Below are 21,200 nucleotides of genomic sequence, written 5' to 3'. Positions count from 1 at the left end.
TGCGATTCGCTCCTGCGGCTATACTGCCGCCATCACGTAAAACGGGAAACGACAATGAACGACAGTGAATTTCATCGCCTTGCTGACACCCTTTGGATGACCATTGAAGAGCGTCTGGACGACTGGGATGGCGACAGCGATATCGACTGCGAAATTAACGGCGGCATATTGACCATCACCTTTGAAAACGGCAGCAAAATCATCATCAACCGCCAGGAACCCCTGCATCAGGTGTGGCTGGCGGCCAAACAAGGCGGTTACCATTTCGATCTGAAAGGTGACGAGTGGGTTTGCGACCGTTCAGGCGAAACCTTCTGGGATCTGCTGGAACAGGCGGCGACGCAACAGGCTGGCGAAGAGGTAAGTTTTCGCGGCTAATATCTAACCCCGGATAAGGCATTGCGCCGCATCCGGGAGTCCCGGGTAGGCTGCGCTTACCCGGGCTACCCACTAAAACATCAGGAGAAGTACTGCTGCAAGAGGGGTGCGTCGTTATCCTGATTAGCAGACGCAACGGGCGTGATAGCCTGATTGCGGAACGGAATCACCTGCGCCCGGCCATCCACATTCACGATTTGATAGAACTGCGGCAGGTTGAAGTTGATAAAGCTTGAGCCGTAGGTAAAGCGGTCGTGCGACGACGAATAGAAGCGGCTAACGTCGCGCACCAGCTCCTCTTTGCTGCCTTCGCAGTGGTGATACACCTCCGCGCGGTTGCTTTCATCCAGAATATAGATATTGAAACCGTCATCGCCGGTCTCTTCGAAGAAGAACTGAATAATCCCTTCGCTGGCAAACCCATCCACCACCTGCGGCAGTTTGACGTGGTTCGTTTCGACCTGAACCGACAGCCCGTGCAGTTTGTTATGAGAAATCGCGCCATAAAACTCAATCGCGTTTTCCAGTTTCTGCACCGATACATTCAGGCGCTCGAAGAAAAGCCCCCAGGTCTGTCCGGCGACGCGTAACGCCTTGAAGCGCCCCGTTTCCTGGCGGGTACTGGACAGGCGCAGCTCAATACATTCAGAAACCAGTTGCTGCACGCGGGTACGGATCAAGCCGCGCAGATGCTGGCTATAACAGAATACTTCAACGCTATCCGGCGGCGCGGCATCCTGATGCATTTTGCCCAGAATGGTTTTCAGCGCTTCAATCATCGCCTGCTCGCCGTTGAAATGCAGGGTACGCACTTCGTTCCAGGAGTTGCGATAAAGCAGGTCTACGCTGCCAACCAGGCAGTTTTGCTGCTCACCGAAGCTGAACACATCAAGCTTACGGAAATCGAAATGCACGACCTGGTTACGGAATGCCGCAGTCGGGTCATATTCCAGGTTCACGATAATCGCCAGATGGCGGATTTCGCAGGGGCTGTACAGCGCTTTTGGCGTTGGCGCAGGCAGACGCAGCGGGAAGTGATGGGACACATTCGCCACCATCTCCTGCAGTTTTGCCAAATCAACAATGCCATTACCTTTAATAAACAGGCGAGTACGCGACGTCAGCAAACCATTGAACCACGCCCACGCCACCAGTTTGTTCAGGTAACGGTTATATTCCAGCGGCTGGTGGCTAACGATAGAGTCCATGTTTGGGGCACGGTTGTACAGATACCAACCCGTACGATTCGCACGGCCCGGCGGCACATGGATAAAGGTTAAATTAGGCTCGGAGAGATCCGGAGAAATCTGCGGATTCACCAGGGTGACTTTACCCGGCAACGCTTCGAAAGCGGCATATAACTTACGGGTCAGCACACCGATGTCCTGCGGACTGGCGGAGACGCTCAGATTGTTGCGGCGCGCAAAGCGAATCAGGTTACGGTAACTCTGCATCATGGCATCGAGCAGCTCGTTATGCGCTTCACGCACCTGGTCGATTTTCCAGTTTGCCCGATTATCGAGCATGGTAAGACGCGCTTCGTCCCAACCCCACTCTTTCACTAACTGACTGACCACTTCACGTCGCCAGCCCACACAGGCACGCTCACGGCTCAGTTTCTCGCACACTTTTAAATAGAAACATCGACGCACAAGATCAAGACGCGTGAAATCTTCAATCGCAGTCAGATAATGGGTGACGCGCTCCAGCATCATGCAGTAATGATCCAGACCGAACGAAACGATTTCGCCGTCGTGCAGACGCTGTTTAATGTCTTTCGCCAACAGGCGGGTGTTCGGATACTCCCAGGAATAGGCTTCCAGTAGCAGAGTTTTCAACACTGCTTTATAGGGGGAGTCGATACTTTTATAGAGCTGCCACAGGCTGGCACCGAAGTACTCTTCGGCGGAAAGGGAGCTCAGGCCGCCGAGGTCCAGCCATTCATTTGGCGTCAGTACGCCCTGTGCATAGAGCGTCATGACGTAATCGTCATAGTGCTCTTCTTCATCGCCCGGCACCATATTCCACAGAATACGCTTACCGGCCAGACGCACAGCGGTACGATAGAATTCATCAAGCAACAAAATATGCTGCGTCGAGCCACAGTCCTCACCACCCAGACTGCCGCTTTCATTATGGCGGAAACGGTTTTCATCAATTAAGAAGAAGCTAACTTCCACACCCAGCGATGCGGCCCAGCTCTCAAGCAGGCTGCATTTACGCTGCAACAGTTGGCGCTCTTCGTTATCAAGCCACGACTGGTGACAAACCCAGATATCCAGGTCAGAAGAGCAGCTTTGTCCTACCGATGAAGTACTGCCCATGGAGTAGACGCCGGTTATCGGCAACTCGCCCTTTGGCGATTCCTGCGGGGGCATTCCACGGTAGAGCTCAAGCTCATTGAGGTAGTGGCGTTGGGTTTCATCAGGCGTGTAGAGGCAAATGCCTTTTGGAACGCTACCTTCGAGATAGCCCGGCATCAACGGATGATGGTAGTGCAAAAGCGTGGGCAGCAGACTGTAGACCTGCTGGAAAGCAGGGCCCATGGCCGCTAGCGCGCGATCCACACGCAATTGATTGATGGCATCCAGCCTCTGTTTCAGAGTCTCAATATAGAGGTACAAGACGTATCGCCTGATGTTTACAGAAAGTCCAAAATCGCCGTCACCTTTTTTCGCCCTTGTCTTTGTGGTGGTACAGACGAAAAAATGGTCTAAAACGTGATCAATTTAACACCTTGCTGATTGACCGTAAAGAAAGATGCGCTACATACCAGTTTAGCACCATTTACAATGTGTAAATTCCCAATTACGGCTGAGGGTGTGTCTCGTTTTGACGAGACCGTGCTCGCCTCACCTATGCAATCACCACGAACACTGACACCCTAAGACAAGAATGTTAGGATGGTCGATGGATGATAATGACGGTAACAAGCATGTTAGACAATGTTCTGAGAATTGCCACACGGCAAAGTCCCCTTGCACTTTGGCAGGCACAATATGTTAAGCAGCGTCTTGAGGCACTCCACCCGGGCCTGACGGTCGAACTGGTGCCTATGGTTACGCGTGGCGATGTCATTCTGGACACCCCTCTGGCGAAAGTCGGCGGTAAGGGTCTGTTTGTGAAGGAACTTGAGCTGGCATTGCTTGAAAACCGCGCCGATATCGCCGTGCACTCTATGAAAGATGTCCCCGTCGAGTTCCCGCAAGGGTTGGGTCTGGTGACGATTTGTGAGCGTGAAGATCCGCGCGATGCCTTTGTCTCTAATCACTACAGCGACATCGACGCGCTGCCTGCGGGGAGCGTAGTTGGCACATCAAGTTTACGCCGGCAGTGTCAGTTGGCGGCACGCCGCCCCGATCTGGTGATCCGCTCTTTGCGTGGCAATGTCGGTACCCGTCTGTCGAAACTCGATAACGGCGATTATGACGCCATCATCCTGGCGGTGGCAGGCCTGAAACGTCTGGGGCTCGAATCGCGAATTCGCGTCGCGCTGCCAGCAGAGCTTTCGCTCCCGGCAGTGGGTCAGGGTGCAGTGGGCATTGAGTGCCGTCTTGCAGACGAACGCACCCGTTTGTTGCTCGCCCCGCTTAACCATCACGAAACCGCTGTGCGGGTTTCCGCAGAGCGTGCCATGAATACCCGTCTCGAAGGCGGCTGCCAGGTACCAATTGGCAGCTATGCTGAATTACATGATGGTGAACTGTGGCTGCGTGCGCTGGTTGGCGCACCGGACGGTTCGAAAATGGTCCAGGGTGAGCGCCGGGGTCATCCGGACGAAGCCGTCCAGTTAGGTATCTCACTTGCCGAGGAACTGCTGGATAACGGCGCACGTGAAATTCTGGCTGACGTCTACAACGGAGATGCGCCCGCATGAATATCCTTGTCACCCGCCCCTCCCCGGCAGGGGAAATGTTAGTGAGCCGACTGCGCGCACTGGGACAGGTGGCATGGAGCTTTCCGTTGATTGAGTTCACCCCAGGCAGGGAACTCAACACGCTGCCCGAGCGTCTGTCGGCGCTGGGCGAAGACGATATGGTTTTTGCCTTATCACAGCATGCCGTGACATTTGCCCACGCGCATTTACAGCAAACCCACGCTCACTGGCCTTTACAGCCACGCTACTTTGCCATTGGTCGCACGACCGCGCTGGCATTACATACTGCCAGTGGTATTGAGGTTCGCTATCCACTGGACCAGGAAATCAGCGAAGTCCTACTACAATTGCCTGAATTACAAAACATTCAGGGCAAACGTGCGCTAATCTTACGGGGAAACGGCGGACGTGAGTTATTAGGTGAAACGCTGGTGGCTCGTGGCGCTCAGGTTGAGTTTTGCGAATGTTATCAACGCTGTGGAAAATTGTATGACGGGGCACAAGAGGCCATGCGCTGGCATACGCGCGGCGTCGATACGATAGTGGTCACCAGCGGTGAGATGCTGCAACAGCTTTTTACGCTTATTCCGCTCTGGTATCGCGAAAATTGGTTACTACGCTGTCGGCTGTTGGTCGTCAGCGAGCGTCTGGCGAACCTCGCCCGGGAACTGGGCTGGCAAGATATTCAGGTCGCTGAAAACGCAGACAACGATGCGCTGCTTCGCGCATTACAATAACACTCATAATGGGAAGCCATAATGACGGAACAACAACACTCCTCTGCCGTGGTTGAAGAAACCAAGCAGGCTGATGGCTACACGCCGCCGCCGAAAAACGCCGAGAAGAACAACCGCGCGGGCAAGACAAGTCTTGCACTTAGCGTGATTGCTATTGCAATTGCGCTGGCAGCAGGCGTCGGTCTTTATGGCTGGGTAAAGCAGCAAACTACCGTACTGCGCGCAACGAATGATGAGCTGGCCAACCAGGTCATTGCGATGCAGCAAGCGCAGGACAAACAAAAAGCCGGGCTGGAAGGCGTTATTAAACAGCAGGCCACGCAGCTTGATGAGGCCAAACGTCAGCAAGACGCGCTCGCCAGGCAGTTAAATGAGGTTCAGCAAAAAGTCGCCACTATTTCCGGCACCGATGCGAAAACCTGGCTACTGGCGCAGGCTGATTTCCTGGTCAAACTGGCCGGGCGTAAGTTATGGAGCGATCAGGATGTCACCACCGCCGCGGCGCTGCTGAAAAGCGCAGATGCCAGCCTGGCGGACATGAACGATCCCAGCCTTATCACTGCGCGCCGCGCCATTACTGATGATGTCGCCAGCCTCTCTGCGATTTCTCAGGTGGATTATGACGGCATCATCCTGAAAGTGAACCAACTCTCGAACCAGATTGATAATCTGCGTCTGGCAGATAACAACGACGACGATTCCCCGATGGATTCAGACAGCAGTGAGCTGTCGAGTTCCCTTAGCGAATGGCGCGTGAATCTGCAAAAAAGCTGGCAGAATTTTATGGACAGCTTCATCACGATTCGCCGTCGCGATGAAACCGCAGTGCCATTGCTGGCCCCGAACCAGGACATCTATCTGCGCGAAAATATCCGCTCAAGGCTGTTAGTTGCGGCACAGGCCGTACCTCGCCATCAGGAAGAGACCTACAAGCAGGCGCTGGATAATGTCTCTACCTGGATTCGCGCCTACTACGATACGGATGATTCCGCCACCAAAGCGTTTCTTGAGGAAATTGACAAGCTCGAGCAGCAGTCCATCGCCATGGCGGTGCCTGAGTCGCTGAAAAGCCAGCCGATTCTGGAGAAACTGATGCAGACCCGTGTGCGTAATCTTCTGGCGCAGCCTGGCGTTGCTCCGGATCCTAATGCGCCTGCTCAAGCGCCGCAGGGAGAATAATCATGCTGAAAGTATTATTACTCTTTGCGCTGTTGATCGCCGGTATCGTGTTAGGTCCGATGATCGCCGGTCATCAGGGCTATGTGCTAATCCAGACTGACACTTACAACATTGAAACCAGCGTCACTGGCCTGGTCATCATTCTGGTACTGGCGCTGGTAGTGCTTTTTGCCCTCGAATGGCTGCTACGCCGTATTTTCCGCACTGGCGCGCATACGCGTGGCTGGTTCGTTGGCCGTAAACGTCGCCGCGCCCGTAAACAGACGGAACTGGCGCTCATCAAGCTGGCAGAAGGCGATTATCAGCAGGTTGAGAAGTTGATGGCGAAAAACGCCGATCATGCGCAACAACCCGTGGTGAACTACTTACTGGCGGCCGAAGCGGCACAGCAACGTGGCGATGAAGTGCGTGCGAATCAGCACCTTGAGCGTGCCGCAGAGCTGTCGGAAAACGATCCGATCCCGGTCGAAATTACCCGTGTTCGTCTGCAACTGGCACGCAATGAAAATCATGCCGCGCGCCATGGCGTTGACCGACTGCTGGAAATTACCCCGCGTCATCCGGAAGTATTGCGCCTGGCAGAACAGGCTTACATCCGCACCGGCGCATGGAGTTCACTGCTGGACATCATTCCGTCGATGGCAAAAGCGAACGTCGGAGATGAGGCGCATCGCGAAGCACTCCAGCAACAAGCCTGGATTGGGTTAATGGATCAGGCGCGTGCCGATTTGGGAAGCGAGGGGCTACGAAGCTGGTGGAAAAACCAGAGTCGCAAAACCCGTCATCAAATCCCCTTGCAGGTGGCAATGGCAGAACACCTTATCGAATGTGACGATCACGATACTGCCCAGGCTATCCTCCTGGATGGGCTGAAACGACAGTATGACGACCGCCTGGTTCTGGTGATCCCGCGCCTGAAAACCAATAATCCTGAGCAGGTAGAAAAAGTCCTGCGCCAGCAAATCAAAACGCAGGGCGACCGCCCGATGCTCTGGAGTACGCTGGGGCAATCACTGATGAAACACGGCGAGTGGAAAGAGGCCTGCCTGGCGTTTCGTGCCGCGCTGAAACAACGCCCGGATGCATTCGATTACGCCTGGCTTGCTGACTGCCTCGACCGGCTGCACCAGCCGGAAGAAGCCGCAGAGATGCGTCGTGATGGTCTGCTGCTCACGTTGCAGAATAACCCCCCTTCCTGATCCTCTGTCGGGGCCGCAAGGCCCCGATTTTTTGCCTGGCTGACATTTCTGAATATCCTGTGCTACAGTTTTCCCGTCTCAGTTAACGGAACGCCTTTGCCAATGTAACGATCTTCCCGAGTTAACCCCTTTCAATCGATGCAGCGCTTGCTGCAGGAAATAACTCGTTTTGGGAAATCGTTACCATGAACACCCTATTGTTCGCGCTCGTGCGCGCGCTGCGCACGCACCGCTGGCTGCGGCTGCTGCTCTGCGCATTTGTCTTATCTTCACTGGGTAATGGCCTGACCCAGGTACTGGTCTTCGGTCAGCTCTTACGCTGGCATGCCTCACCTTCAACACTCACCCTCGCTTACCTGTTGGCAACGCTACCGGGCTTTGTGGGTAGCCTGGCGGGAGAAAAGCTCTGTCGACGCTTGTCGCCCCTGTCTCTTTTAATTATCACAGAGCTGTTGGGTATGGTCGCCCTCGCCCTTCCTCTGTTCGGGCTCATGTATCACAGTATCCCCGCTTTGCTGATGGTTCAGTCGGCAGAGGCGTTGCTGGGCGGGATGTCCTGGCCTGCGTTGGCGTTGGTATTCAAGCGCGGCCTTACGCATGAGGAATTGCCCGCGGCCACAGGAATGGAGAGTGTTATTTTTGCCTCTCAGGTATTGCTGGGAACGGGGGTGGGCGTGCTGTTGTTCGACCATGTTGCCCCGCTAATATTACTGAGCATTGATGCACTGAGTTTTCTGGCGTCAGTGGCTCTGCTCATGCTGACACGGGCACATTATCGTGCCCGTGACATGAGCAATCGCAATAACGGACAACCGTTATCGACTATTGCATGGCCTTCACTGACCGCCGCACAAAAGCGCAGCCTGCTGATCCTGCCTGCCCTTGCCGCGGTTGGTTCACCAGCCATGGCCCTCTTGCCCGCGCTGGCGCAACAGATACACCCGGACGACGCTAGCGGGCTGGCATTACCGCTACTGTTCGCCCGTAGCCTGGGGCAGCTTTGTGGTCCGCTGCTGCTGAATGGTGAAAAGTTGCCGCACTATGCCCGCCGCAATCGCCTGTTAGTGCTGTGTCTGGCCATTTTCCTTGGGGCATACGGCCTGCTGCCGCTGCTCTCAGAAGAGAAGAGCGCGGCACTGGGGCTTATTTTTATCGCCCATCTGGCCTCGAATGTGGTGTTTGCTGCCGGTACGTTTAGTCTGCTTGCCGGGTTTAGCGGAGATGAGATCCCGGCAGCCAGCGCAAAAGCGTGGCGCTGGCAAACATTAACCGCCACGCTGATGACCACCATTGCGGCCTGGCTTGCCAGCGAATGGGGCGCCGCGCAGGCGCTCTACAGCGTATCACTGAGCGCATTGCTCCTGATGAGTGTGGTGATGGCACGCTACCGGGAATAAGGCATAAAAAAACGCCTGCTCGAAAGCAGGCGTTAAAACAGGTCTGTTTGACAACATAAATGGGTGCTTCACTCAACGTAGTGTCCATGGTGTTTGATGAGGCCGAAGCGACATCTGTCAGTGGACGATAAGCACCGTAAACGGCTCTGCATCATTCCGGAGTTTATGAGGCCAGAAGGCGAACATAAGAGGTGGAATGAGCATCTACACGTATATTATTGCACATAGTGTGCCAGGTTCGCATTAGCAAAACAGCACGCTTAAGTTCTTTTCAGATAACAGGAAAACCGGGCTCTGCGGCGGCAATCGCCCCAATTTAGCTACGGTGCCAGACGATTAATTGTCGCCCACAGGAGACAGCTACAATGCAAGACAGTCTACCCCTTATAAATCAGGGGATTAGATGTCACCAATTGACGACAAAGGTAGGTTGGGTTGTCGCTGATACGCAACACCTTAAAATGAGAGGTTTTTAGAATGCAAAAAACAAAAAACCCCGCTTTATTCAAGCGGGGTTCAAAAGTGGTCGGCGAGAGAGGATTCGAACCTCCGACCCACTGGTCCCAAACCAGTTGCGCTACCAAGCTGCGCTACTCGCCGATGTACTGCTTTTTGAATTTTTGTTCAATCTAAGTTGTGGTGCGAGGGGGGGGACTCGAACCCCCACATCCTAAGGACACTAACACCTGAAGCTAGCGCGTCTACCAATTCCGCCACCTTCGCATTCCACGAAACTTTTACTACTAAATAATGGGGTGGCTAATGGGACTCGAACCCACGACAACTGGAATCACAATCCAGGGCTCTACCAACTGAGCTATAGCCACCACTACAAATCTTTTCACGCGGCCCTGTGATTTCACAGTCCACCGCAGCTCATCAAGCACCGGGTTAAATGGTGCGCCCGACAGGATTCGAACCTGAGACCTCTGCCTCCGGAGGGCAGCGCTCTATCCAGCTGAGCTACGGGCGCTTAGCGCCGTTGCGGGGGTGGATAATACGGACTTCCCCCCCCTCTGTCTAGTGCCTTTTTAAATAAAATGCGCGTTTGGTTATGCTTTGCGCATTTTGCTGATTATTCCCCCACTCGCTGCGTCACAGCGTGGCGGTTTAAACCCAGCACCTTATAAATAACGCTCACTGCTGCCATGAAGATGATACCCACAAACAGTGACATACGGGTGTCGTCATTGAAGGCCATACCAATCAGCACGCACACCAGGAAAGCCATGGTCGCGTAGTTCGCCCACGGGAACAGCACGGAGCGGAACGGATGGCTGGCAATCGCCTGACGATGCGCATGGCGGAATCGTAGTTGGCTAATCAAAATCACAAACCACGGCACCATACCCGGTAGTACGCTGGCGCTGTAAACATAGACAAACACGCGCTGCGGGTTAGGAATGATGTAGTTCAGGCAGGAGCCAATCAGCAGGATGATGATAGAAATGGTCACGCCGGCAACAGGAACGCCGTTTTTCGACACTTTCGCCACACCCGCCGGTAACTGACGGTTTTTCGCCAGTGCATAGAGCATGCGCCCACAGCTGTACATACCGCTGTTACAGCCAGACAGTGCAGCCGTCAGCACGACAAAGTTAATGATACCTGCCGCTGCGGTAATGCCGATTTTGGCGAAAGTCAGAACAAACGGGCTACCGTTAGTGCCGATCTCATTCCACGGGAAGATAGTCACGATAACGAAAATCGCGCCCACATAAAAAATCAGGATACGCCACAGCACTTTGCTTACCGCGCTGCGCAGCGTCACTTGCGGGTTTTTCGCTTCACCGGCGGTGATACCGATAAGCTCTACGCCCTGGTAAGACGCAACAACGATACACAGAGCTGTCAGGAACCCCTTCCAGCCACCCGCAAAGAAGCCGCCATGCTCCGTCAGATTGCTAAAACCAATCGCGTGACCGCCATTACCAAAACCAAAGAAGATAACGCCCAGTCCCACGATAATCATCACGATGATAGTGGTGACTTTGATCATTGCGAACCAGAATTCGATTTCACCGTACAGACGCACCGCCGCCAGGTTCGCGACTGCAACCAGCCCAACGGCAATCAGCGCGGGTATCCACTGTGCCAGGTCCGGGAACCAAAACTGCACATAGACGCCGATGGCCGTAATTTCCGAGATACCAACCGCCATCCACATAAACCAGTAGGACCAGGCGGTAAGATATCCAAAGAAGGGACTCATATAGCGGTGCGCATAAACGGCGAATGAACCGGTAACGGGTTCCAGGAAGAGCATTTCGCCCATTGAGCGCATGATGAAGAAGACAAAAAGCCCGGCGATAATGTACGCCAGTAGCACGGAAGGACCGGCCCATTTCAGGGTGCTTGCGGCTCCCATAAAGAGCCCCACCCCTATCGTGCCGCCCAGGGCAATCAATTCAATGTGACGAGACTCCAGGCCGCGCTGGAGCTCGGGTTTGTTTTCAGCCATATAACCTCTGTCGTGTTTGCAACTTTCCCGCTGTGCGGGTTGTTTTTATGAGAATAACGTGCGTCAAAGCCATCCCGGAGGCGATAACCGCGCAAAATATACTGGGATGATGCATTGAGTGAGCGAATGGTTTCTTAAAATGATGAAAATGGCAAATGATGTGTAAAAAAAATCTGGGTATCGCACAATAAAAAAGCGAATGCCCCATATCAACGGGGCATGGCAGGAGAAAATTACAGATTGCCGCGATAATGCCAGGACAAGTAACGCAGCAGACGTAGCTGTCGGGTGACGCGGCTCGGCTGCGAAAGCAGGCGATACAGCCACTCAAGCCCCAGTCGTTGCCAGATGCCCGGCGCTCGTTTTACATAACCGGTAAAGACGTCGTAGGTGCCGCCGACGCCCATATAGAGGGCGTGAGCGTAGACTTCGCGGCAGTCACGCATCAGTATCTCCTGGCGCGGTGAGCCCATCGCGACGGTCACGATTTTCGCTCCGCTCGCACGAATCCGCTCAAACAGCGCCTGCCTGTCTTCGGCACGGAAATAACCGTCCTGGCTGCCAACGATATTGACCTGCCACTGTTTACGCAGCTTATCTTCCGTTTGCTCCAGCACTTCTGGCTTTCCGCCCAACAAAAATACCGGCGTCCCTTCGCGCCCCGCTCTTTCCATCAGCGCTTCCCAGAGATCGGCCCCCGCAACACGCTCAACACGTGCCTGCGGAAATTTCTTCCGGATCGATCGCACCACGCTAATACCATCGGCATATTTGAACTCAGCCGCCTCAATCAGCGACCTCACCTGCGGGTTGTCCTCAATAGTGAGCATTTTCTCAGCGTTGATGGCGACCAGGGTTCCTTCCTTAAGTGCGCCACCGGCATATAAATAGTCCAGTGCATGTTGCATATCACGCCAGCCAATCAATTTCAGCCCACGTAGCTCATACACCGGAGCCACTGTGTTGTCAGTCATTCGTATCCTTAGTCAGACCCGCGACAAAGAGGTGCCGCGCTTGTTAATCAACCCGGCACTATCAAACAGCCAGTACAACAGTTTCGCCGTCAGCAGGCAGGCGCCAAAGATGACGAGGAAAAAGACCACTCGAGAAGCAAATGCGTCCAGCCCTTCACGCGCCAGCACGATCATGTTGAAGATGGCACCAAAACAGAAACTGTGCAAAATGGCGGCCTTGTAGCGGTTGGTCTCCCGATTGCCAAGGGTATACAACCAGTCAAACCACTTGATAATCAGCCCTACCACTACCGCACCCAGCGGAATAAACCAGACACCGCCCATTACCACCAGTGAGCCAATCAGGGTGGGGGAAATCGCCAGGCCCGAGTGGTTATTCAACACTTCCCACGTAAAATAGTTCGCCGAATTCAACACAATGCCAGGACGTGAAGGCCACAGCCAGGTGGGAATAAAGACATAGAAATCACGAACGATCGGAGCTAATCCCTGGAAATCGATCTTGTCGTAATTTTGCAGCAACAACGACAGATTTTCCCAGGGCGAGAAGGTATCGCGGGTGAGATACAAGAAGGTGTAAAACGCCTCATCACCGCTGACATTGAGCCCGTAGCGTTTAAGCGCCAGCCAGAACATGCCGACAATGCCCATCACCCCTGCCGCTGCCAGCATCCACAGCGAAATCCAGCCACGGATAATCCCGATAAACAAGAAGATGGCGAACGCGATGATAATGTTCGCGCGCGTCCCGCCGACAATCATGTAGGTCAGCAGGCCAAACGCCACGGTACTGACCAGGAAGAACAGCCACGCCCGCCCATCCTGACGCAGAAAATAAACAACCAGCATGGCGGGGATAAAGAAATAGAAGAACCGCTTGAGCGCGACACCAGAGACTTCACTGGAAAAAATCTGGCTATAGGAATGCAGACGGAACAGCAAAAAGCCGTTATGCATGAAAAAGATACCCACACTCACCAGCGCAAGAATCATCAGCATCGCGCAGGTTAAATGCGTCTCGACCCGATTGACGGTAAACAGAGGACGGCGTTCATCCATACGGGATGACGCACGTAACCGTGTTTTATACGTCACATAGTACACACCGTAAAAACAGGCCGCAGCCAGCAACGACTGTAGCATAACGCCAGGCGGTGCCACGCCAACATCGAAGCGAAACACCAGGATGCTGGTCAATGGAAAACCGAAAAAAAACGTCAGCAAAAACAGCAATGAAAAAAAGACATTGAAATTAAAGCGCACGCGGCGGAACTCAAACCACGTCAATGTGGCGATAAACAGCGTCGCCAGCAGCCAGATGATCAGCAACCCACTGAATTCAAGCGGACTCATCACGCCTCCCCTGCGGCAATGCACAGTGCCTGATGCCAGGGTGCAATAAAGTTCGGACTAAAGAAGGTGATGGTATCTTTGTCGACCGCCAGCAACTGACGTTGCGCTTCACGAATGATCGCTTCATTGAGCAGGTCATCGGTAAACAGCACTGGAACGCCCTCTTCCACCATATCCCGCCAGAACGGGTTCTTGCGGTTGAGCACACAGGGCACACCCGCCTGAATCAACAGACACAGCGTGCCGATACCTTGCTGGCGCGCGAAGATGAAATAACCCAGGTCGCACTGGCTTAATAGTGTCAGGTAATCATCAAACGCCATCTTCTCGTTCAGGATACGCAAATTGTCCGGGCTAAACAGTGCCAGCCCGGCCTGACGAACCTGCTCAATGTAGACTTCGTTATTTGCCGGGTAGCCCATGGGCACAATGATATTTACCGTATCGCCAAACTGCCGATGAATCGCTTTTAAGGCGGCGATATGTTCATTGCTGGGATCGCCGGAATTCCCCACCAATAGCGTCAGCTTGCCCTCGCGCTGCATTTCATAGCCCAGCGTGTTGAGTGCCGGGTCCATACGCGTTGGGAAGTACAGCAACTCACCGCGTACATCCGGGTGCCGGTCTGCAAACCAGGCCAGATCGCCACGGGTCGCGAAGATAGTGCCGACCCTTGCCTGCGCCAGACGCCGCAACGGGTAAAACAGGCGGAATTTCAGGCTACGGGAGACCTCATACAGATCGGCCCCCCAGGCATGCCAGTGAAATTGCGAGCGCTTAATCGCCCCGCGTAGCAGTGCCAGCCAGATACCGGTATTGAATTGACCGTGAAAAAAGAAACGTTGCTGCCTGTCGGCCTGCGCTTTGGTAATAACGGCCTTCGCCAGCGCCTGCTTACTGCCATAAAAATGCAAATGCAGGTTCGGGTAAGCATCACTCATGCCGTCGTCCTTTCCGGCGAGCATAAATTCACGGGCATGGATGCCCGTTGCCGCGAGATGTTCATTAAAGAAACGCAGCACGGTGTGATTATGATGAGGGATATCCGATCCCAGTACGTGTATGAGTGCCGTCATGCCCGTCTACGCCAGAGTAAAAACACGCCACAACAGAGGGCGAAATAAATTATGTAGGTTGCCATATAGGCCTGCGCCGCTCCTGCTGCACCGTGGGTCGGGATCAGGAGACGGGAAAAAAGCGTCAGCAATGCAAACTGGCTCACTTCCGCCAGAATATAAAACCGCAGCGAGGCTTTCGCGATAACCAGATAACCAAAAACGTAAGCGCCCACTTTCAATACGTCCCCAACCAGTTGCCAGGCAAACAGGTCACGCATCGCCGTAAATTTGTCAGAAAACAGCAGCCAGATAGCCACGTCGCGCAGCAACCAGACACAGAAACTCACGGCCGCCACCGCAGGCAACACAAAGCGCAGCGATTTCACGATCTCGCGGGTGATGTCCTGTTTTGTGGCGAGCCTCGAGAGAGTAGGAAGCAGATACACGCTAAACGAGGCGGTAATAAATTGTAGATAAGCATCGGAGATACTGCTTACCCCTTGCCAGATTCCCACGTCGTCCCAGCTATAATGGGCAGCCAGCAAATTTCGCATCATCACATAGGCCAGCGGGATCGTGACAGACGTGATAAGCGCCATCAGAGTGAATTTGCTGAGTTGCCCGGCCAGCCCGTTATCCCAGCGTGGGCGAAAATAACTTAATGGAACGTGGCTGCGGCGCACCAGCAACAGCATCGCCGGGAAGACCACCAGCGCAGGCACCAACGCCATACCAAGCAATGCTCCCTGATACTCACCCAGTTTGTAGCAAAGATACCAGGCGGCCACCCCCACCACGCTACCAATAATCAGTGACAGCGCGTTACCCGCCGCATCGCGAAAGCCTTTCATCACCGCCAGCAGCAGGTTCGCCCAGGCAATTCCCATTTGCACCAGCGCCACCAGCCGCACCAGCCCCTGGTAATCAGCATGACCAAACAAGCCGCGACTAATCGGCGCCGCCGCCAGTAAAAAGATCAGCGCCAGCAGCATTGAGAAGCCCAGCACCATGGCAGAAGACGTGCCGACGACCTCACGTAGTCGCGTGGGGTCATCATGGTGTTGGGAGACAAATTTCGTCACGCCATTAAAGATACCTGCGCCTGCAAGCACGCCGAGCACAATGATCAACTGGCGAAAATTACCCGCCTGCCCAACCCCGGAGGGGCCATAGGCCAGCGCCAGCAGTTTAACCACCAGTAGCCCGGCGCCAATCTTGACGAGAGTACTTGCCGCCGTCCAGACAGAAGCTTTTGCCAGCGACATGTTAGCGGAAATAGCTCAGTAACGTGTTAATCACGGTACGCTGGTTAACAGGGGCGAGATTGTAGAACAGAGGCAGACGAAGCAAACGCTCACTTTCCTGCGTCGTATAGCGATCCTCACCGTGGAACTCACCAAATTTCGCCCCGGCAGGTGATGCGTGCAGCGGAATATAATGGAACACAGAGAGAATCTCGGCCTCTTTGAGGAAGGCGATGAGCTTGCTGCGATCTTCTTCGTCACGCAGTTTGATATAAAACATATGGGCGTTATGCCCGCACTCTTCGGGAATCGACGGCAGCGTAATACGCCCGGCGCGTGCCAGCGGCGACAAGGCATCGAAATAGGTTTGCCACAGGGACAAACGCTGCTGATTGATACGATCTGCTGCTTCAAGCTGCGCCCATAGATAGGCCGCCTGCAAATCCGCCATCAGATAGCTCGAGCCAATATCGCGCCAGGTGTATTTATCCACCTGCCCACGGAAGAACTGACTGCGATTAGTCCCTTTTTCGCGGATGACTTCCGCGCGTTCAACCAGCGCGCGATCGTTAATCAGCGTCGCGCCGCCTTCACCGCCCGCGGTATAATTTTTGGTTTCATGGAAACTAAAGCAGCCAATGTGCCCGATAGTGCCCAACGCCCGACCTTTATAGGTGGACATCACACCCTGTGCGGCATCTTCCACCACAAACAGATCATGCCGTTTGGCAATCGCCATAATGGTGTCCATTTCACAGGCCACACCGGCATAGTGAACCGGCACAATGGCGCGGGTATTTTCCGTGATGGCCTCTTCAATGCGGGTTTCGTCGATATTCAGCGTATCCGGGCGGATATCCACAAAGACGATTTTCGCGCCACGCAGTACAAAAGCGTTAGCGGTAGAAACAAAGGTGTAGCTTGGCATGATCACTTCATCGCCAGGCTGAATATCCAGCAGCAACGCCGCCATCTCCAGCGATGCCGTACAGGAGGGGGTCAGTAGCACTTTCGGGCTCTGGAAACGCTGTTCCATCCACTGCTGGCAGCGCCGGGTAAAACCACCGTCACCGCAAAGTTTGCCGCTGCCCATCGCCGACTGCATGTAGTCGAGTTCCGTTCCCACCACAGGAGGTGCATTAAAAGGGATCATAGAGTCACCTGTATAACCAGTAGGCGGTGCTTTCCATTATCGCACCGCTGAGAGTGTAGCGTCTGATAGCCGCAAGATTGCCCATCTGCGTCGCCACACGGATTGTCTTAAGCTGCCGCTGTTGCGCCCAATAACAGGCTGCCTGCATCAATTTTTCCCCCGCGCCACGCCCGCCCAGTAAACCGATCCTGGCTTCCTGTTCATTGAGTTGACGCAGGGAGACAAAAGCCTCGATATCGCCATTTGCTCCGCGAAACAGCAGACATTCATGGTCAAATACGCCTTTCACCGCGTTTTCAATCCACTGCGCGTAAAAACGTCCACTGGCCTCCTCAGGGTACCAGGGCGCGCGAAAGCGGCTCTGGCTGAACATATTTTCCGCCATCTGGCGTAACGGTGCGATATCACCGGCTACCGCCGTCTGCGCCTGCGGATTAACAGCCTGTAGCGGAACCGATAATGCGAAATCCGCTTCGCCTTCGACCAGACGAAAGCCAAAATGTTGCAGAGCATCAAGCTGTTGCGTATTGGATGCGGAAATTTTCGCCTGTAGGCGCGGCCAGCCGTCGAACGCAGAAGCATCAAGCGCTGGCGCATCCTCCTGCAAACGCACGATGGCGCTGCGCAGGCCAAAGAATTCACTCTCCCATGCCAGTTCGTCAATGTTGCCGTGTAGTGTCATGGGAGGTGACCTCAGCGCCATACGCCTTTGGTATCAACGATGTATTGCTGGCGCACATTGTCACCCGCGATGGCTTTGAACTCTTTGTGATCGACCAGCATGACCAGCACATCAGCCTGCGCCATTGCGTCCTCAAGACTGACCAGCGTACTTTGGCCTGCCAGACGCGGCGGCAACTGATGAATGTTCGGCTCTACCACCAGCGTTTCACCGCTATGCCACTCGGCAATTCTGTGGGCAATTTCCATCGCCGGGCTTTCACGCAGGTCGTCAATATTGGGTTTAAATGCCAGACCGAAACAGGCAATTTTGATGTCGCTGGCACGCTTATCACTTGCGGCCAGGCAATCGGCGACGGTTGCTTTAACCTGGTTCAATACCCAGTGTGGTTTGCTATCGTTCACTTCACGCGCGGTACGAATCAAGCGGGCCTGCTGCGGGTTCTGCGCCACAATAAACCACGGATCGACGGCAATACAGTGGCCGCCTACGCCGGGGCCAGGCTGCAGAATATTCACGCGTGGATGGCGATTAGCCAGGCGAATCAGTTCCCAGACATTGATGCCCTGGTCGGCGCAAATGAGCGACAATTCATTGGCAAACGCGATGTTCACGTCGCGGAAGCTGTTTTCCGTCAATTTGCACATTTCAGCGGTGCGGGAGTTTGTGACGACACACTCGCCTTCGAGGAAAATGTTATACAGCTCGCTGGCGCGCGCCGAGCATACGGGCGTCATACCGCCAATGACCCGGTCATTCTTGATAAGCTCAACCATGACCTGGCCGGGCAGAACGCGCTCCGGGCAATAGGCAATGTTGATATCTGCCTGCTCTCCCACCTGCTGTGGGAAAGTTAAGTCCGGACGAGCAGCAGCCAGCCACTCTGCCATTTGCTCCGTCGCACCCACCGGCGATGTCGATTCAAGAATAACCAGCGAGCCTTTTTTCAGCACAGGCGCAATGGATTTTGCCGCCGCTTCGACAAAAGTCATATCCGGCTCGTGTTGGCCTTTAAAAGGTGTGGGAACGGCAATTAAATAGGCATCCGCTGCCACCGGCGTCGTGCTGGCGCGCAGCCAGCCGCCTTCAACGGCGGTTTTGACGACCATGTCCAGTTCAGGCTCAACAATATGAATCTTCCCGCGATTAATGGTCTCCACGGCATGGGGATTAACATCAATCCCTACTACCTCTTTTTGCCGTGAGGCGAAAGCCGCCGCAGTTGGCAGTCCAATATAGCCAAGGCCAATGACGGAAATCGTTTTGAAACTCATAGTGTTACCCGATTGTTTTTTAGTGCATGCAAAATTCGACCACAGGCCTGCCCGTCTCCGTACGGATTGTGCGCATGGCTCATGGCCTGCCAGGCATCATTGTCATAAAGCAGGCGTGATACTTCCTCAACGATACGCTGGCTGTCGGTGCCAATTAACCTGACGGTCCCGGCCTCAATGGCTTCCGGGCGTTCGGTGGTGTCACGCATCACCAGAACGGGTTTACCCAGCGAAGGGGCTTCTTCCTGAATACCACCGGAATCGGTGAGAATCAGCCAGGCGCGATTCATTAACCACAGGAAGGGTAAATAGTCTTGCGGCTCTATCAGCGTGACATTTTCCACATGACCGAGGATACGGTTCACGGGTTCGCTGACATTGGGATTAAGGTGTACCGGATAAACAATCTGCACATCATCATGCTGTGAAGCAATTTCCGCCAGCGCATGACAAATATGCTCAAAGCCGAGACCAAAACTCTCACGACGGTGCCCGGTAACCAGAATCAGTTTTTTATTGCTGTCGAGGAAGGGATAACGTGATGCCAGTTCTTCCTCAAGCGAAGGGTTGTTCAGGACACTATCCCGCACCCAAAACAGCGCATCAATAACAGTATTGCCGGTAACAAAAATATGTTTATCCGCAACGTTTTCCCGCAGCAAATTATGGCGGGAGTTTTCCGTCGGCGCGAAATGATACAGCGCCAGATGGCCAGTTAACGTGCGATTGGCCTCTTCCGGCCACGGCGATGACAGATCCCCCGTACGCAACCCTGCTTCCACATGCCCGACAGGAATGCGCTGATAAAACGCAGCCAGACTTGCAGCGATAGTGGTTGTCGTGTCGCCGTGAACCAATACGACATCAGGACGGAAAGATTCTAGGATAGGTTTAAGCCCTTCCAGAATACGACAAGTAATTTCTGTCAGTCCCTGCCCGGGCTGCATAATATTCAGGTCGTAATCCGGAACGATAGAAAAAAGTTTCAATACCTGATCGAGCATTTCCCGATGCTGCGCAGTGACGCATACCTTCGCGTCGAAATCAGGGTCCCTTGCCAGCGCGTGTACCAGAGGCGCCATCTTAATGGCTTCCGGTCGTGTGCCAAATACGGTCAGTACTTTCACAACGATTCTCTTCGATTAGGTAATGAAGGCACGAAGCCTTCATCTTAGATTGCGTGTCAAAATGATCGACGACGCGTTAATGCAACACCAGCTCCGATGAGTGCCCCTACCACACCCCACATGATCATCAGGAAGGCACGACGCGGGCTGTCGCGTTTTACCGGTTCTTCAGGTGTGCGCAAATATCGATAAGTCTGAAAGCGGGGATCAAGCGTAGGGCCCACATTCAGCGTATTAAGCATGGCTCGGTTTTGGAAGTAGTCCAAATCGTACTCAGGCCCTACCGCACGCAAATTTTCCAGGCGCGCCTGCAACATTGGGCGGCCTAACAAAAACATCTCAGAATCCGGCAGTTCATCCACCGGGACTTCTGTTTCGCTGCGGGAGATATTGTGTTCTTCTGCCACCTTCAGCGCCTGCTCGACGCTACTCACGCGGCGATTAAAAAGGGTATTGGCAACCTCTTCCTGACGCTTCACCTGCGCTTTCATCTGGATAGTACGAGCCGCCCATGCTCCTTTAAGCTCATCGTTCAGATGGCGTGCAGCGCGCTGGCTGGCAAAAGCCACATACTGACGCAACAAATTGTTAGCATCAGGCGCAGTTTCAGCCGTCAGCTTGACATTGTCATTAAGGTTACGCGTCACATCGCCCGGCGTGTACTGGATGTAGTTGATTAAATCATCCAGCATTGCGGCGTCCGCTTTGCTGTTACCGACTTTCCGCTGCTTGAAATAGTCCGTCTGCATCCAGAAGTCACGCCGCGTATCCCATGATGCCAGTTGCATCACAAACTCTTTATACGCTTCATCCATGACAGAAATCTGGTCTACAGGTGCGAGACTCGCTTTAACGTCCAGGTTACGCAGGAACTGCTGCTGTGAATAATAGCCACCCAGCATGTTTACCGTCGGACGATCGGTGATGGCTGTTGCCCCCCACTCCTGACGAGCAAAGAATGTCCACGTTAAGGCGATTAACGCAAACAGTAGCGCAATCCCGCAAATCCATAATTTTCCGGCCCATAAAGTACGAAAAAGACCACGAATATCCAGCTCGTTTTCCGTACCCGCTGAAGGTGTTCCCGACAATGGTTGAGTCATCGCT

The 21,200-nt window shown here is 54.0% G+C and carries 17 protein-coding genes and 4 tRNA genes; 6 read left to right on the top strand and 15 right to left on the bottom strand.

Annotation, left to right across the window (positions count from 1 at the left end; all coding sequences use genetic code 11):
- The first annotated feature begins 54 nt into the window (after positions 1-54).
- Positions 55-378, top strand: a complete 324-nt coding sequence (gene cyaY / locus ABU190_RS22780; protein WP_039077029.1) for an iron donor protein CyaY — start codon at positions 55-57, stop codon at positions 376-378.
- Positions 379-458: 80 nt separating this feature from the next.
- On the opposite strand, the gene cyaA is transcribed toward cyaY, so the two are convergent.
- A complete protein-coding gene (cyaA, locus tag ABU190_RS22775) occupies positions 459-3,002 on the bottom strand; it encodes a class I adenylate cyclase (protein ID WP_039077028.1) in 2,544 nt (847 codons plus the stop codon).
- Between the two features lie 311 nt (positions 3,003-3,313).
- On the opposite strand from cyaA, the gene hemC reads away from it, so the two are divergent.
- The 5 genes from hemC (at position 3,314) to ABU190_RS22750 (ending at position 8,767) form a co-directional block, all read left to right on the top strand.
- Positions 3,314-4,255, top strand: coding sequence for a hydroxymethylbilane synthase (hemC, locus tag ABU190_RS22770; RefSeq protein WP_354692468.1), 942 nt, complete (start codon positions 3,314-3,316; stop codon positions 4,253-4,255).
- Positions 4,252-4,992 carry a uroporphyrinogen-III synthase gene (hemD, locus tag ABU190_RS22765; protein WP_110296400.1) on the top strand — a complete coding sequence of 247 codons (741 nt, stop codon included), beginning with the start codon at positions 4,252-4,254 and terminating at the stop codon, positions 4,990-4,992. Before hemC ends, hemD begins: the two co-directional genes overlap by 4 nt.
- 21 nt (positions 4,993-5,013) lie before the next feature.
- On the top strand, positions 5,014-6,171 hold the full coding sequence (gene hemX, locus ABU190_RS22760; protein ID WP_271850796.1) for a uroporphyrinogen-III C-methyltransferase: 1,158 nt from the start codon (positions 5,014-5,016) through the stop codon (positions 6,169-6,171).
- Between the two features lie 2 nt (positions 6,172-6,173).
- On the top strand, positions 6,174-7,370 hold the full coding sequence (gene hemY, locus ABU190_RS22755; protein ID WP_039077024.1) for a protoheme IX biogenesis protein HemY: 1,197 nt from the start codon (positions 6,174-6,176) through the stop codon (positions 7,368-7,370).
- A gap of 185 nt (positions 7,371-7,555) precedes the next feature.
- Positions 7,556-8,767, top strand: coding sequence for an MFS transporter (locus tag ABU190_RS22750; protein ID WP_354692467.1), 1,212 nt, complete (start codon positions 7,556-7,558; stop codon positions 8,765-8,767).
- A gap of 523 nt (positions 8,768-9,290) precedes the next feature.
- Here ABU190_RS22750 and ABU190_RS22745 read toward each other — a convergent pair.
- From ABU190_RS22745 to wzzE, 14 genes are all read right to left on the bottom strand, one after another.
- Positions 9,291-9,367 (bottom strand) — tRNA-Pro (locus ABU190_RS22745).
- Between the two features lie 37 nt (positions 9,368-9,404).
- A tRNA-Leu gene (locus ABU190_RS22740) sits at positions 9,405-9,490 on the bottom strand.
- 28 nt (positions 9,491-9,518) lie between these two features.
- Positions 9,519-9,594: transfer RNA gene (locus tag ABU190_RS22735), tRNA-His, on the bottom strand.
- 69 nt (positions 9,595-9,663) lie between these two features.
- Positions 9,664-9,740, bottom strand: a tRNA-Arg gene (locus ABU190_RS22730).
- A gap of 102 nt (positions 9,741-9,842) precedes the next feature.
- A complete protein-coding gene (locus tag ABU190_RS22725; protein ID WP_039077022.1) occupies positions 9,843-11,228 on the bottom strand; it encodes an amino acid permease in 1,386 nt (461 codons plus the stop codon).
- Positions 11,229-11,461: 233 nt separating this feature from the next.
- Positions 11,462-12,202, bottom strand: coding sequence for a lipopolysaccharide N-acetylmannosaminouronosyltransferase (gene wecG / locus ABU190_RS22720; RefSeq protein ID WP_039077021.1), 741 nt, complete (start codon positions 12,200-12,202; stop codon positions 11,462-11,464).
- A gap of 12 nt (positions 12,203-12,214) precedes the next feature.
- Positions 12,215-13,555 carry an ECA oligosaccharide polymerase gene (wzyE, locus tag ABU190_RS22715; protein WP_354692466.1) on the bottom strand — a complete coding sequence of 447 codons (1,341 nt, stop codon included), beginning with the start codon at positions 13,553-13,555 and terminating at the stop codon, positions 12,215-12,217.
- Entirely contained in the window at positions 13,555-14,631 is a 1,077-nt protein-coding gene (locus ABU190_RS22710; protein WP_354692465.1) for a TDP-N-acetylfucosamine:lipid II N-acetylfucosaminyltransferase, read from the bottom strand. Before ABU190_RS22710 ends, wzyE begins: the two co-directional genes overlap by 1 nt.
- The gene (gene wzxE, locus ABU190_RS22705) at positions 14,628-15,878 is read right to left on the bottom strand and encodes a lipid III flippase WzxE (RefSeq protein ID WP_071195548.1); all 1,251 of its coding nucleotides are present in this window, start codon (positions 15,876-15,878) and stop codon (positions 14,628-14,630) included. The genes ABU190_RS22710 and wzxE overlap by 4 nt, the downstream gene beginning before the upstream one ends.
- Position 15,879: 1 nt before the next feature.
- On the bottom strand, positions 15,880-17,010 hold the full coding sequence (gene rffA, locus ABU190_RS22700) for a dTDP-4-amino-4,6-dideoxygalactose transaminase (protein ID WP_193794832.1): 1,131 nt from the start codon (positions 17,008-17,010) through the stop codon (positions 15,880-15,882).
- Positions 17,011-17,014: 4 nt separating this feature from the next.
- Complete coding sequence (gene rffC, locus ABU190_RS22695) at positions 17,015-17,692, bottom strand: dTDP-4-amino-4,6-dideoxy-D-galactose acyltransferase (protein WP_354692464.1); 678 nt, start codon at positions 17,690-17,692, stop codon at positions 17,015-17,017.
- An 11-nt stretch (positions 17,693-17,703) separates the two neighbouring features.
- A complete protein-coding gene (gene wecC / locus ABU190_RS22690; RefSeq protein ID WP_354692463.1) occupies positions 17,704-18,966 on the bottom strand; it encodes a UDP-N-acetyl-D-mannosamine dehydrogenase in 1,263 nt (420 codons plus the stop codon).
- Positions 18,963-20,093 (bottom strand): UDP-N-acetylglucosamine 2-epimerase (non-hydrolyzing), encoded by a 1,131-nt coding sequence (wecB, locus tag ABU190_RS22685; protein ID WP_039077014.1) that lies wholly within the window; start codon positions 20,091-20,093, stop codon positions 18,963-18,965. The genes wecC and wecB overlap by 4 nt, the downstream gene beginning before the upstream one ends.
- A 56-nt stretch (positions 20,094-20,149) precedes the next feature.
- Positions 20,150-21,196: an ECA polysaccharide chain length modulation protein gene (wzzE, locus tag ABU190_RS22680; RefSeq protein WP_071195547.1), complete on the bottom strand. Its 1,047-nt coding sequence runs from the start codon at positions 21,194-21,196 to the stop codon at positions 20,150-20,152.
- Positions 21,197-21,200 lie beyond the last annotated feature (4 nt).

Origin of the sequence: Phytobacter sp. RSE-02, from assembly GCF_040578655.1 — a bacterium.
GTDB classification, from domain to species: Bacteria; Pseudomonadota; Gammaproteobacteria; order Enterobacterales; family Enterobacteriaceae; genus Phytobacter; species Phytobacter diazotrophicus.
The sequence above is the reverse complement of the archived record's forward strand: the minus strand, read 5'-3'. Positions and strand labels throughout refer to the sequence as shown.

Coding starts and splice junctions, on each gene's coding strand:
- hemC (WP_354692468.1), top strand. CDS start 3,314: ATGTTAGACAATGTTCTGAGAATTGCCACACGGCAAAGTCCCCTTGCA.
- wzxE (WP_071195548.1), bottom strand. CDS start 15,878: ATGTCGCTGGCAAAAGCTTCTGTCTGGACGGCGGCAAGTACTCTCGTC.
- hemD (WP_110296400.1), top strand. CDS start 4,252: ATGAATATCCTTGTCACCCGCCCCTCCCCGGCAGGGGAAATGTTAGTG.
- wecG (WP_039077021.1), bottom strand. CDS start 12,202: ATGACTGACAACACAGTGGCTCCGGTGTATGAGCTACGTGGGCTGAAA.
- rffC (WP_354692464.1), bottom strand. CDS start 17,692: ATGACACTACACGGCAACATTGACGAACTGGCATGGGAGAGTGAATTC.
- ABU190_RS22725 (WP_039077022.1), bottom strand. CDS start 11,228: ATGGCTGAAAACAAACCCGAGCTCCAGCGCGGCCTGGAGTCTCGTCAC.
- hemY (WP_039077024.1), top strand. CDS start 6,174: ATGCTGAAAGTATTATTACTCTTTGCGCTGTTGATCGCCGGTATCGTG.
- wecC (WP_354692463.1), bottom strand. CDS start 18,966: ATGAGTTTCAAAACGATTTCCGTCATTGGCCTTGGCTATATTGGACTG.
- ABU190_RS22710 (WP_354692465.1), bottom strand. CDS start 14,631: ATGACGGCACTCATACACGTACTGGGATCGGATATCCCTCATCATAAT.
- rffA (WP_193794832.1), bottom strand. CDS start 17,010: ATGATCCCTTTTAATGCACCTCCTGTGGTGGGAACGGAACTCGACTAC.
- hemX (WP_271850796.1), top strand. CDS start 5,014: ATGACGGAACAACAACACTCCTCTGCCGTGGTTGAAGAAACCAAGCAG.
- wzzE (WP_071195547.1), bottom strand. CDS start 21,196: ATGACTCAACCATTGTCGGGAACACCTTCAGCGGGTACGGAAAACGAG.
- ABU190_RS22750 (WP_354692467.1), top strand. CDS start 7,556: ATGAACACCCTATTGTTCGCGCTCGTGCGCGCGCTGCGCACGCACCGC.
- cyaY (WP_039077029.1), top strand. CDS start 55: ATGAACGACAGTGAATTTCATCGCCTTGCTGACACCCTTTGGATGACC.
- wzyE (WP_354692466.1), bottom strand. CDS start 13,555: ATGAGTCCGCTTGAATTCAGTGGGTTGCTGATCATCTGGCTGCTGGCG.